This is a genomic window from Psychrobacter sp. GTC18467, from assembly GCF_055397455.1.
The window spans coordinates 1,461,842-1,475,663 of sequence record NZ_AP038920.1; the positions used below are offsets into that span (position 1 = coordinate 1,461,842).

8 protein-coding genes are annotated in these 13,822 nt (G+C 48.2%); 4 read left to right on the forward strand and 4 right to left on the reverse strand.

The features are described 5' to 3' along the window. Positions 1-36 precede the first annotated feature (36 nt). The 4 genes from ACZ5XY_RS06320 to ACZ5XY_RS06335 all read left to right on the forward strand — a co-directional run bounded on the left by ACZ5XY_RS06320 (position 37) and on the right by ACZ5XY_RS06335 (position 8,508). Positions 37-1,395: an efflux RND transporter periplasmic adaptor subunit gene (locus tag ACZ5XY_RS06320; protein ID WP_464739985.1), complete on the forward strand. Its 1,359-nt coding sequence runs from the start codon at positions 37-39 to the stop codon at positions 1,393-1,395. After that, positions 1,392-4,481, forward strand: a complete 3,090-nt coding sequence (locus ACZ5XY_RS06325) for an efflux RND transporter permease subunit (RefSeq protein ID WP_464739987.1) — start codon at positions 1,392-1,394, stop codon at positions 4,479-4,481. The genes ACZ5XY_RS06320 and ACZ5XY_RS06325 overlap by 4 nt, the downstream gene beginning before the upstream one ends. A gap of 178 nt (positions 4,482-4,659) precedes the next feature. Further along, positions 4,660-7,071, forward strand: a complete 2,412-nt coding sequence (locus tag ACZ5XY_RS06330) for a TonB-dependent receptor (protein ID WP_464739989.1) — start codon at positions 4,660-4,662, stop codon at positions 7,069-7,071. 33 nt (positions 7,072-7,104) lie between these two features. Continuing rightward, positions 7,105-8,508: a hypothetical protein gene (locus tag ACZ5XY_RS06335; protein ID WP_464739991.1), complete on the forward strand. Its 1,404-nt coding sequence runs from the start codon at positions 7,105-7,107 to the stop codon at positions 8,506-8,508. Positions 8,509-8,609: 101 nt separating this feature from the next. Here the strand turns inward: ACZ5XY_RS06335 and glmS are convergent, their stop codons facing one another. The 4 genes from glmS to thiL all read right to left on the reverse strand — a co-directional run bounded on the left by glmS (position 8,610) and on the right by thiL (position 13,819). Next, entirely contained in the window at positions 8,610-10,454 is a 1,845-nt protein-coding gene (gene glmS, locus ACZ5XY_RS06340; RefSeq protein ID WP_464739993.1) for a glutamine--fructose-6-phosphate transaminase (isomerizing), read from the reverse strand. 231 nt (positions 10,455-10,685) lie between these two features. Beyond that, on the reverse strand, positions 10,686-12,062 hold the full coding sequence (gene glmU, locus ACZ5XY_RS06345) for a bifunctional UDP-N-acetylglucosamine diphosphorylase/glucosamine-1-phosphate N-acetyltransferase GlmU (protein ID WP_464739995.1): 1,377 nt from the start codon (positions 12,060-12,062) through the stop codon (positions 10,686-10,688). Between the two features lie 88 nt (positions 12,063-12,150). Beyond that, positions 12,151-12,756, reverse strand: a complete 606-nt coding sequence (locus ACZ5XY_RS06350; protein ID WP_464739997.1) for a phosphatidylglycerophosphatase A family protein — start codon at positions 12,754-12,756, stop codon at positions 12,151-12,153. Between the two features lie 40 nt (positions 12,757-12,796). Next, complete coding sequence (gene thiL / locus ACZ5XY_RS06355; RefSeq protein WP_464739999.1) at positions 12,797-13,819, reverse strand: thiamine-phosphate kinase; 1,023 nt, start codon at positions 13,817-13,819, stop codon at positions 12,797-12,799. Positions 13,820-13,822: the final 3 nt, after the last annotated feature.

Below are 13,822 nucleotides of genomic sequence, written 5' to 3' on the forward strand. Positions count from 1 at the left end.
AATTTTGAAATATCGAAAAATTAAAACGAGACCATTATGAGTAATGCCAATTTGCCTGAGGATGATAGTAAGTTGCCTGAGGATAACGTCACGGCGACAGACATTCCGCCAAAACATGTTGAGCCACTGGCAGATGACCCAACTGTGCCGCCGTACCGCGCGACCACAACGCCGCCAAAGCGAAAGCTTCCGGACAATTGGCCTTGGCTTGCCGCGGCGATGATTGCCATGCTTGCGATTGGCGTTTTTTTTGGCAAATACTTAAATAAAACTGACGATAGCGCGCCCCAAACTGCCGCCAAACCCAATCCATCTGTTGCGACTAATGACAACGTAGCGGCTGATACCGAAGCTTCTGCTAACGATGCCGTACTTTCGGTGGAAGCAATCAGCCCAAGTTTGGATAGTGTTGGCAGCACTTTGAGTGCGGATGGCACGATTGAACCCAAAGAAATTGCCAATGTCAGCCCCAAAGTCAGCGGCGTTGCCATTGAGCGCATTTTGGTGGAAGAAGGTCAAAGCGTCAAAGCCGGTCAAGTTTTGGCGATTTTTGATACCGACGCCATGAAGCAGCAAGTGTTGCAAGCCGAAGCGGACGTCTCAGAAGCCGAAGCCACCCTTGCCAATGCCAAAACGGACGCGGCTCGCGTGTTGCCACTGCTTGAGATTGACGCGATCAGCCGCCAAGAAGCCGACCGCTACCGAACTCAACAAGCTCAAGCCGAAGCCATGCTGCAATCCGCGCGCGCAAGACTTAATGCTCAGCGCTTATCGGTGAATAACGCTCAAGTGGTGGCACCCGTTTCTGGCGTGATTAGTGAAAAAATCGCCGAAGTTGGCATGGTTGCTGGCGGCGAGCCGTTATTTACCATTATTAAAGATGGCAAACTTGAATGGCAGGCCGACATTGACCCCAAACAAGTGGGTGAGGTTAAAGTGGGAACGGCAGTGAAAGTCAGCTTGCCTAACAACCAATCGGTGATGGGCGAGGTTCGTAAAATTGCGCCAACCGCCGACAACAACCGCAAAATTACCATTTTTGCAAGCCTTGCTCAAAGCAATAGCGCCCGAGCTGGCATGTTCCAAAAAGGCGAGTTTTTATTGGGCAGTGACCAACTGCAAACCTTGCCAAACAGCGCCATTGTCAGCAATGACGGCTACGATTATGTGATGCTCATTACCGATATTAAGGACGTTGATGGCAAAACATTTGGTCGAATTGTTCAAGAAAAAGTCAGTGTTGGCGAGCATTTGGGCGATAAAGTCAGCTTAACCACGCCGATTGACACCAAAAGCCAAATTGTCAAACAAGGCGGCAGTTTTTTAAATGATGGTGATATCGTTCGCGTGGTTGCGCCTGATGACCAAACGGCGCCGAAAAAGGTCGCCTCATGATAAATTTTTCGGCGTATTCGATTAAAAACCCGCTTGTAGCGATTTTACTGTTTGTCTTATTGACCATGGGCGGGTTGTTTGGCTTTCATCAAATGAAAGTTCAGCAGTTCCCCGATATTGATTTGCCGGCGGTGGTGGTTACCGTTACCTTACCGGGTGCGGCGCCCGCTCAGCTTGAAAATGATGTTGCCAAAAAAATTGAAAACCGCTTAACCAGTATCACTGGCATCAAGCACATCACCACCACCTTACAAACCGGTGCGGCAACGATGGTGACCGAGTTTGTTCTTGATAAAGACATTCAAGAGGCGGTCGATGATGTTCGCTCAGCGGTCGGTGAGGTTCGCGGCGATTTGCCCGCCGCGGCCAATGACCCGATTATCACCAAAGTATCAACCTCAGGATTTCCAGTGGTCACTTATTCAGTGACCGGCGACAACATGAGCGTTGAGGACTTGTCTTGGTTTGTCGATGACACCATCACCAAGCGCTTATCCGACATTAAAGGTGTTGGCGCAATCAGCCGAATTGGCGGTCTTGAGCGGCAAATTACCGTTGCTGCTGACCCAATTGCCCTAAGTGGTCTTGAATTTCCCATCGTCCAGCTCTCACAGCAAATCAGCGGCATTCAACAAGACAGCTCAGGCGGGGAAGCGGAAGTTGGCAATACCACGCAAACCATCCGCGTGTTAGGGGCGGTTGATCGCGCTCGCGAGTTAAATGACCTACAAATCGCCACGCCAACGGGCGGAACGCAAGCGCTTGGGCGAATGGCGCAAGTGACCGATGGTGCGGCTGACCCAAGCTCCCTTGCTAAGCTTGATGGTCAAACGGTCGTGGCTTTTAACATCAGCCGGTCGCGCGGCGCCAGTGAAGTTGACGTCAATAAACTGGTTGATGCTGAGCTTGCCAAGCTTGAGCGCGAGATGCCCAAAATCAAAATCGAAAAGGTTTATGACCGCGCAACGCCTGTTGCCGAGGATTACCAAGCATCGCTACAGATGTTGATTGAAGGCGGCATTTTGGCAGTTCTTGTGGTGTTTTTATTTTTGCGAAATATCCGAGCCACCATCGTTGCTGCCGTTGCCTTGCCGTTGTCGGTTATTCCAACGTTTTTAGGCATGTATTTGTTTGACTTTAGCTTAAATATTATTTCGCTTTTAGCATTATCGTTGGTCGTTGGGGTGTTGGTTGATGATGCGATTGTCGAGGTTGAAAATATTATTCGCCATTTACGAATGGGGAAAACGCCGTATGAAGCGGCAATGGAAGCGGCGGACGAAATCGGTCTTGCGGTGATTGCCACCACGTTTACCTTGATTGCGGTATTTTTGCCAACGGCGTTTATGAGCGGCATTGTTGGTCAATTTTTTCGGCAGTTTGGTTGGACAGCGGCAATGGCAATTTTTGCTTCGCTGTTGGTGGCGCGCCTGATTACGCCAATGATGGCAGCGTATATTTTACGCCCCGAAAAGCCGCGAGCGGAGAAGCGCAGCCGCGTCATGGCTGGCTATTTAAACGTTGTGGCTTGGACGCTGCGCCATCGTTGGTTGACGATTGGCGCAACGCTTTTGCTATTTATTGCATCGTTAAGCTTGGTCAAACTGTTGCCGACCGCTTTTATTCCGGACAATGACATTGACCAAACCCGCGTTGAAATTGAATTAACTCCTGATGTGGAGCTTGCCGATACCGAGCGGGTGGCGCAATTGGCTGCCGATAAAATTATGAAATTGCCCGCCGTTCGCCATATTTTTGCCTCCGTGGGTGAAGGTCAAGCGTCAATGGGGTCAGACTCAAGCGGCGGCAAAGCCAAAAATATTGCTGGGCTGGATATTGTCCTTGCGCCAAGAAGTGAGCGCGAGTCAAAATCCGAAGTTGAGCGCCAAATCAGCGCCATTGTGGCTGACGTTCCAAGCGCGCGCTTTACTGTCGGCTTATCAAGTGGCGGCGAGACTGGTTATAATTTTTCATTAACCAGCAGTAACTCGTACGTTCTTGAGCAAACCGTTCAAAAACTGATGAGCGAAATCCGCAAATTGCCGCAAGCAGGGGATGTGACGAGCGACCGAAGTCTGCCAAGACCTGAGCTTGCGGTCAAACCTGACCGATTGGCGATGGCAGATTTTGGCGTCACCACCCAAGATGTGGCAACCACCTTACGAATTGCCACTGTTGGTGATTATGAGCAAAGCTTATCAAAGCTGAATCTTGACTCGCGGCAAATCCCGATTGTGGTGCGCTTGCCTGATGTGGCAAAGCAAAATATCAATCAATTAGAAGCGCTTTATGTGCCAAGCGCGCGCCCGCAAGGTCAAGGTGTCCGCGTCGGCGATGTGGCGGAGTTAAGCTTTGGCACAGGCCCCGCCCAAATCAAGCGTTTAGACCGTGAGCGCGCCATCAGCATCACCGTTCAGCCCTCAGGTGGCGAACTTGGTGATTTGGTCACGGCGGTAAAAGCGCTGCCGACCATGCAAAACCTGCCCGCAAGCATTAATTTGATTGAACAAGGTCAAGCCGAAAGCATGGCTGAGCTGTTTACCGGCTTTGTGGTCGCTATGTCGGTTGGGGTTATTTGTATTTTGGGCGTTCTGATTTTGCTCTTTGGGCGCTTATTGCAGCCGTTTACCATTTTGATGGCGCTACCTTTGTCCATTGGCGGTGCGTTTGCAGGGCTTGTGTTAACCGGCAGTAGCTTGTCGATGCCCTCGATGATTGGCTTTATTATGCTGATGGGGATTGCTACTAAAAACTCTATTTTGCTGGTCGATTACGCGCTCATTGCTCAGCGCCGAGGTTTGCCGCGCTTTGATGCCATTGTGGATGCTTGTAAAAAGCGCGCCCGACCCATCATCATGACCAGTATCGCCATGGGCGCCGGCATGATGCCGTTGGTGCTTGGTTGGGGTGAAGCTGACCCAACATTTCGCAGACCGATGGCGGCGGCGGTTCTTGGCGGGCTTGTTACCTCAACGCTACTAAGTCTTATCGTTATTCCGGTGATTTATACGCTAATGGATGACTTGTCGAACTGGTTTGCCAAGTGGCTGGTGCCGCATGGGAAGCATAAAGAAACCTCATCATAGTTTTTCCATCACTGCTTAATCTGTTATCAGCGATAAAGACGCAATTGAAGTCTTTATCGCTTTTTTATGCTATTCGATTTCACAAAATCCTTGTTTAGTTAATTGTTATGTTATAACATTATTAAAAATTTTGAGGTTAAGTTATTTTTTCTAACGTTTTTTTGCAAAGAGTTTGGTCATGACGTATTTAAAAGCTTCCAAGGATTTGGATTTGGATTTGGGGTTAGTAAGTGATTTAAGCCATTTATCAGCAGGGGTAAAAGACGAGGTGATTAAGGTTCAGCCACTTGTCAGCAAAATGATGATGTCGGGGGTGATAAGTTTGGGGTTGGGCGCGTGCTGTCAGTTGGCAATGGCTCAAGAGGGGGTGGTCAATCAAAGTAATCAAAAAGACGCTGACCGCATCGCGATATTGAGCCGTCAAATATCATCGCCTGAGCCAAGCGTTACCTTGCCTAGCGTGGTGGTCACCGCAAATCCATTGTCAAAAAGTACCGATCAAATGGCAACGGCAACCAGCGTGGTCACCAAAGCGGATTTAGAGCTGCAAGTGGCAAGTACGCTTGGGGACGTTTTAAAATACCAGCCGGGATTGGCCGCCGATACCTTTGGTCAAGGGGCAAGCCGCCCCATTATCCGAAACCAGACCGCGCCTCGGGTTCAGGTCATGCAAAATGGGATTCGGGTTCAAGATGCTTCGCAAATCTCCCCCGACCATCAAGTTTCAGTGCCTATCTTGGGCGCAGAGCAAATTGAGGTGATTAAAGGCACTTCTGCACTGATGTTTGGCGGCGGCGCTGTGGGCGGCGTGGTCAATGTGGTTGACAACACCATTCCCACCGAGCGCTTGGCAACGCCGATAAGTGGAAGGGCAAGCTTGATGACGGAGCAAGCAAGCGATGGCTATCAGGGGTTTGTCAATTTAAATGGCGACATTAACGAGCATTGGCTTTGGAGCGGCCGCTATCAAAAGTCTGATAAAGGTAATATCCAAGTGCCGCATTGGGATACCAAAGAGGTTGCCAACAGTTGGTATACTCAAGATAACGGCAGCTTAGGGCTGACTTATTTGACGGATTTGGGCTATGTTGGCGCGTCTTATCAGCGCCAATCGTCAGAATATGGTTTGCCATTTCACGTTCACAACCACTGCGCGCCAAGCTTAAGCCGACCCAATCAGTTGGATTGCCAAGATGACCATCATCACGACCATGACCATGGTGCGCCACCGTTTGTGGGTTTGACCTCAGACGTTTATCAAATTCATGCTAAGCGCGACTTTCCTATGATTGGCGTTGATAATATCCAAGCAAAATTGGCGTATACCGATTATCGCCATGATGAAATTGATGAAGGGGAGGTGGGGACAACGTTTAGCAACAAAGCGCTAAGTGCCAAATCGCAAGCCACCACCGCCACTTACAGAACGGGAACTTTGGGATTTATGAAAGGGGTGGTCGGCATTGATGCTGACCAAAGCCGCTTTTCTGCTGAAGGACTTGAAGGCTATTTGCCAAAAACGGACACTCATCAAGTCGGTGTTTATGTCATTCAGCGGCTTACCCCCACGTATTTTGGTGCCAAATTTAGTGACGATAAATTTGCAGGAAATGACGCTGAACTGAGCCGCCACTTGGGTCATGACCACAGCAAAGATGGCATGAGCGCTGATCACTCATCATTGGCGTTAAGCCAAGCTGATGCTTTGGCCAAAGCAGTTGCCACTGACCAATATAAAAGCCCATGGTACGTTGAATTTGGCGCTCGTCAAGACTTTCAAAACATTAAAGACGCCGAAAATCAATTACAAAAATCGCAATCGGCAACGTCCGTAAGCCTTGAGGGCGGTAAATATGTAACAATGAATACACAATTATCGGCGCGATTAAGCCACTCCGAGCGGCTTCCTGCAGCGCAAGAACTGTTTGCCAACGGCGCGCATTTGGCAACCAACACTTGGGAGCGCGGCAACACGCAGTTAAATAAAGAGCGAACCTATGGCGCTGAGGTGAGCGCTCGCTTTGATGACGGTCAAGATTTTTCAGGGAGCGTTTCGGCGTTTTATAACGACATTCAAGATTATATTTACGCCAAAACCCAAGACATCGTTCAAAGCGGCGAGTCGGCAGGATTTCGGTTAATCGATTATACGCAATCCGATGCCAAGCATTTTGGTGGTGAGGTTGAAGGCCGCTACCGAATCAATGATTATTTAACGGTAAAAGGCTTTGCTGATTTGGCGCTGATAAAACTTAAAAACAGCGGTCAGGATCAATCGTATGCGCCAAGACTGGTTGCGCCGCGCGTTGGCGCTGAACTGCTGTCACAGTGGGGTCCTGTTGATATTTCACTGTCAGGCTATCACCGCTTTTTGCAAGACAAACTTGCCGATTTTGAGACCATCGCCCCAAGCTATAACTTAGTCGATGCCAAAATTACCTATCACAGCCAAAGCCACTTGGATTACACCGCCTTTTTACAAGTTAATAATTTGCTTAACGAGCTGGCTTATAACCATGCTTCTTATTTGGTGGATCATGTTCCCCTTGCTGAGCGCTCGGTTAATGCAGGTATCACCTATCGTTTTTAAACCTTTGCTTTATTTTTAATTTGGAAAACAGTTATGACTTTCTTTGATAATTATCATCCCAAAAAAGCTTTGGCAATGACCCTGCTGGCAAGCGCCATGATGGTCTTACTCTCTGGCTGCGGCGCCTCCGATGACCGAAAAGAAGCGGCGTTTCCACCGCACGATCATGATCATAGCCATGACCACGATCATGGCCACGGTACGGACGATAGCGTGACCGCCGAGATTAGCAATGGCCGATTACTGATTGCCGAAAAAGGCAGCAATCACGCTTATGTTTATAGCTTAGCGCAACAAAAAGTGATCCAAACCCTCACGCTTGCGGCCAATGCCGACGCGCTGCAAACCAGTCCTGAGGGCAATTACGCGCTTGTTTTAGACCGATCACAGCAGCTGGTTAATTTTTATCATAGCGGTCTTGAGATTGAAGATCACGGCGATCACAACCACCCTTATGCTCGCGATGTGAGCAAAATGCCGCTGCAATTAAGCTATCCAAGACCGGTTCATTATCAAGTATTTGGCAGCCAAGCTGGCCTATTTTTTGATGGTATTGGCGCGGCTGGAAACCCGATTGCCAATCCAAAGCAGAGCGCAGGATTTGCGCTTGTGACCGATGCCGACATTGCCAAAGGTAAGCTTGCTTATCAAGCGCTAAACACCAACATGCACGGCAGCAGCGAGCCGCGCGGCGATTATATGATCAGCACGGGGCGCTATGACACCGTTGGCAGCCCGCTTGCCGATACCGTTGCCGTATTTGAGCGCCATAACGATCACTATCATCTCACTCAGCAATTTAGCGAAAAATGCTCAGGGCTTCATGGCAGCAGCAGCACGGCCGATCATACCGTTTTTGCTTGCAGCGATGGGTTATTGAAGGTGACGCAATCCCAAAATACCTTTAGCGCTGAAAAATTGCCGTATCCGGTCAGCCTCTCTCAAACTCAGTGTAAGCGCGACGATGGCAGCTTGGGAGCAGCGCGAATTGGCTCTTTTGCCAAAAATCCAGACCGTCAATCGCTCGTTGGTACCGCTTGCGGCCAACCGTATCATATTGACCCTGCCCGCAAAGCCATTACGCCTATTATTTGGTCAACCGATGCTTCAAGACAAGTGCTGAGCTATGATTTTGATACCTCAGGAAAAACTTTAATGCTGCTTGACAGCTTAGGGGAGCTGCATTTATTAGATGTGGCGCAAAATTATAAAGAATTGGCAAAAATTGCGTTATTTGCCAAAGGTCTTGAAAATACCGGTCACGGGGGACCAAGCTTAATTCAAAGTCCCAACACCAACCACGTTTATATTATGGACAGCGACGGTAAGCAAATTTTTGATATTGATCTGACAACTAAATCGCTGGCAGAAACTTTAAAGCTTGGATTTACGCCATCACAAATGACGTGGTTTGGTTTAAAAACCAAAAAATCATGATAAAACGTTAAACTTTTAAAATAAAGCGTTTGAAATAAAAAAAGCCCTCAGTTAAAACAAGGGCTTTTTTATAAAAAATATTTTAAAATCAATGCGTTAGCTTATTCAACCGTGACCGATTTCGCGAGGTTTCTCGGCTGATCCACATCCGTTCCGCGCATGACTGCAACGTGGTAGGAGAGCAGCTGAACCGGAACGCTATAAACGATAGGCGCTAAGGTTTCGCAAACGTCAGGGACGCTGACCACGTGAGTGCGCTCATCAGCGCTCATTTGGGTGCTTTCACTGGCAAACACAAACAGCTCGCCATGACGGGCGTGAACCTCTTGCATGTTGGCTTTGAGCTTATCAAACATGCTGTCTTTTGGCGCAAGCACCACAATTGGCATGTCTTTATCAACCAACGCTAAGGGACCATGTTTCAGCTCGCCTGCCGCGTAGCCTTCGGCGTGAATGTAAGAGATTTCTTTAAGCTTGAGCGCGCCCTCTAGCGCAATCGGGAACTGGAGGCCGCGACCTAAAAATAAGCAGCTTTTTTTATCTTCAAAGCGCTCACTCATTTCTTGAATCGCGCCGTCCAAGTGCAAGCTTGCATAAAGTTGCCCTGGTAGCTCTTGAATTTGCGAAAGTAAGGTCGTTAAAGTGTCTTGGTTAATCCGCCCTTGGGTCACCCCAGTTTTAAGCACTAAAAGCATAAGCGCGGCTAATTGCGTGGTAAAGGCTTTGGTTGAGGCAACGCCAATCTCAGGGCCTGCAAGCGTTGGCAAAAAAATGTCCGTTTCGCGAACGAGGGACGAAGTCGCAACGTTACAAAGTGCCAAAGTCACCAAGCCTGTAGGCTCTTGGCTTTGAATATCGCGAAGTGCCGATAAGGTATCTGCCGTTTCCCCCGATTGTGAAATACAAATCACCAATGAGTTATCAACCACCACTGGATTGCGATAGCGGAACTCGCTTGCCACTTCCACCGAGCAAGGCAGTCGCGTTAGATTTTCAAACCAATATTTTGCCACAAGCCCTGCGTGGTAACTGGTGCCGCAAGCAATGACCTGAATATGGCGGACGCCGCTAAGCGCGGCTTCATGACGCTGCAAAAAGTCGGCGCGAAGCTGGTCAGTGTTGCCATTATCCACGCCCATCTCAAGCGTTTTGGCAACGGCATCGGGCTGCTCGTAGATTTCTTTGAGCATATAATGTTTAAATTCGCCTTTATCGGCATTGTGCTGCTTGGCGTCGATTTCGTGGATTTTGCGGCTGACTTTTTGACCATCAGCAAACACTTCAATGCCATGTCGGGTAAGTTTGGCAATATCGCCTTCTTCCAAATACATAAAACGGTTGGTGACTGGAAGTAGGGCTAACTGGTCGGAGGCAATAAAGTTCTCGCCAATACCAACACCAATCACTAAGGGCGACCCAAGACGGACGGTAATCAGCTCCTCTGGACAATCGACGTGAATAATCCCCAACGCAAACGCGCCATGAAGCCTTGGAATTACCGCGCGAACCGCTTCTAGCAAATCAGGATGTTGCTTATAAAGGTCGTGGATTAAATGGGCAACCACTTCGGTATCGGTTTGCGAGGTGAACGTATAGCCTTTAGCAATCAGCTCGTCTTTTAATTCGCTATAGTTTTCAACGATACCGTTATGAACGACAGCGATTTTTCCTGAAACGTGCGGATGGGCGTTTTTTTGAGCAGGCTCGCCGTGAGTTGCCCAGCGCGTGTGCGCAATGCCGATATGACCGTTAAAAAACTCAGGGTTTTCACTTACCGCATCAACTAAGGCTTGGACTTTGCCCACTTGGCGCTCACGGTGTAGCTCGCCATTTTGAATGACGCTGAGCCCCGCTGAGTCATAGCCGCGGTACTCCAAGCGCTTGAGACCTTCTAACAAAATATTGGCGATATTGCGCTCAGCAACCGCCCCAACGATTCCACACATGAATAATCCTTAATAGCGTTTATTAAAACTAGCTTTAATAATTAGAGTGATAATAGGGCTTTTAATAAGAATATTAAAAGTGTTTAAAATTAAAATGATTAGAATTAAACTGGCAAAAATTAAAAACTTCAAATAATTAAGCAGCCCCACAATGATTGCCGCGCTGCTTAAAGTAAACTAAGTTAAGTTAAACGGTTAAAAAATTTGGTGTTGGCTGATGATTACCCAACCCTATTTTTTTGAAGGTCGCTCCCAGTTGTCTTTTTGAGTTTGCCGAGCGCGACCAAAGGCAAGGGCATGGTCATCGACATTTCGCGTAATCGTTGAGCCAGCGGCGATAGTTGCGCCTTTGCCAAGGGTCACAGGAGCAACCAAGCTTGAATTAGAACCCACAAAAACATCATCTTCAATGGTCGTTTGCGATTTATTCACGCCATCATAATTGCAAGTGATGACGCCCGCGCCAATATTAACGTTGTCACCAACGACCGCGTCGCCAACGTAGCTTAAATGGTTGACTTTACTGCCTTCGCCGATGACTGATTTTTTTACTTCAACAAAGTTGCCAACTTTACTGCGGTCAGCCAGTTGTGACTTAGGTCGCAAATGGGCAAAAGGTCCAACGTCAACGCCTGCGCCAATTTCAGACTCATCAATCACGCAGTATGGCTTGATATGGCAAGCATTGCCGATGGTGGATTGCTTAATCACGCAGCCGGCTTCAATATAAACGTTGTCGCCAAGCTTGCAGTCGCCTTCAAAGACCACGCCAACATCGACAAAAACATCTTGACCGGCGCTAACACTGCCGCGAATATCAACGCGGGCAGGGTCGGCAAATTGAACGCCGGCAACTTGCAAGTCTTCGACCAATTTAGCTTGCCAAGAGCGCTCAAGGGTCGCTAATTGCTGACGGTTATTAACCCCTTCAATCTCAAAAGCGTTCTCAGGCTCAATCGTTGCAATCACAATATTGTCGGCGACCGCCAATTTAACGATGTCGGTTAAATAATATTCTTGTTGGGCATTGTCATTGCTCAGCTTTGGCAAATATTTATGCAGTAGCGCATTGTCCACGCAATAAATGCCGCTGTTAATCTCGCAAATGGCGCGCTCACTGTCACTGGCATCTTTTTGCTCAACGATAGCCGTTACCAAGCCATTATCATCGCGCTTGATTCGACCAAGACCAAACGGATTATCTACGGTTAAGGTCAGCATCGACAAGCCGTTGGTGTTAGCGGCTTTTAGTGCTGCCAACGTTTTTTCGCTAACGAGTGGCACATCGCCATATAAAATCAGGCTTTGACCATCTTTTGGCAGTTTTGGCAGCGCCATTTTGACCGCGTGCCCCGTTCCTAATTGTTCCGTCTGCGCAACCCAAGAAATACGGTGCTCGCTATAATCGCGGCTGATTTGCTCTTGGACTTGGTCGCCGCCAAAACCAAACACCACAATGGTATCGTCAACCGTCAACTGCTGACAGGTATCAAGAACGTGACCGAGTAACGGCTTGCCTGCAAGCGTTTGTAATACTTTAGGTTTTGCCGATTGCATTCGCGTGCCTTTTCCGGCAGCAAGAATAATGACAGAAAGTGATGCGGTCATAAAAGCCCTACAAATGTAACAAAATATCAATGATTATAGCGTAAAATTTTTTTTAAACAAATGATTTGCTGTCGCTACTTTGTAATGTTTAATCAAACGGCAGCCACTGAGCAGCAGCATAAACTATAATAATCCAAACGACTGCGGCCATCACTCCGGCAATGATGTCATCAAGCATAATGCCAAGACCGCCATCAACTTTTTTATCTGCCCAAGCAATCGGCGGCGGCTTTAAAATATCAAAAAAGCGAAACAACACAAATGCGGCAATAAGCGCAATGAGGGAAAAAGGTTGTAAGATATTTTGCCAGTAACTTCCTAGCATCGCGTTTTGAAAAGTCAGCAAATACGACAGCGGAAGCAAGGTAATCCAAATCCCCGACCACTCATCCCAAACGATGTGCGGGTCATCGTGAACGCCCATCATATCAGACGTGCGACCACAAAACCAAACCCCGATAACGCAAGACAAAATCGTTAACATTAAAAACGGAACAAAGCCAAGCGTCATCAAAAACACACCGGCAATTAAGCCGCCAACCGTTCCCCAAGTCCCCGGAGCGCGGCGCGGCAAACCACTACCAAGACCAAGCGCGAGCCAATAAACCACCGCATCTAAAGCACTTGCGTTTTTAGGCAGGGGCGGGCAATCATTAGCTTTTCTAATATCGGGCTTGGTTAGCTCATCGCTCATGATGTTCCTTTAAAAGTTATCTTAAAAAATAACCTTAAATTTAACTGTTAAAATGTTGATAACCGGACAATGGCGGCAGTTTGTCAAAGGGTGCAGGATGTAAACTTGATAACCTTGAGCCTTGATAAAAAAGCTGCGGCTGGCTGGGCGCATTAAGATTTGCCGTTTTGTCATCTTGCTTAGCAATCACTTCACCAATACAGGTCACTTGAGTATTGCCATCAGGCGGGGCGATATGCGCAGGCAAAGTAAAGGCTAATTCATAATCATCGCCGCCGGTCAATTGACAAAGCAAGCGCTGGGTTTGCTCAGCTTTTGCAAGCTCAGTGCTTGTTGGCAGGTTTTCCAAATTAATCACCATATCCACGCCGCTTTGCTGACAAATATGACTTAAATCTTGATAAAGCCCGTCTGAGATGTCAATCATTGCGCCTGTTTGAGTTTTGCCAAGACTTTGACCTAAAGCAGCTCGCGGCGTTGGCATATCAAGGCGATGGCGTAAGCTTTTGCCAATCTCACTATCAGGATTTCTCAGCGCAAAGCTAGCATCACCAAGCGTTCCTGAAACGTAAACCTTATCGCCAACTTTTGCGCCCGAGCGATAAACTGGCGTCGCATCTTTGGTCAAAATTCCCTGAGCGCTGACGCTAATCACCAACTGCTCGCTGCGCGTGGTATCGCCGCCGATCAGCGCAATATCAAACGCATTGCAGGCGTGAAAAATGCCTTGAGCAAACTCGTTTAGCCAAGATTTTTTTGCCAAGCGCTCAGGCAGAGCAAGCGCCAACAGTAAGCTGTGCGGCGCTGCCCCCATCGCGGCAATATCAGAAACATTAACTGCAACGGCTTTATAACCAATGGCAAAGGCTAAGCGCTCAACCGCGTCCCAATCCCCGCTAAAATGCCGACCTTGAACCAAAGTATCAATGCAACTGACCAAGCGCGCACCAATGGGCAGGCTCGTTACCGCTGCATCATCACCGATGCCTTTTTGAATATCGCTGTGGTTTGGCAAAGTTTGCTTTTGGTTAAAAATCTGCTCAATAAGGTCAAATTCGGTCATGGC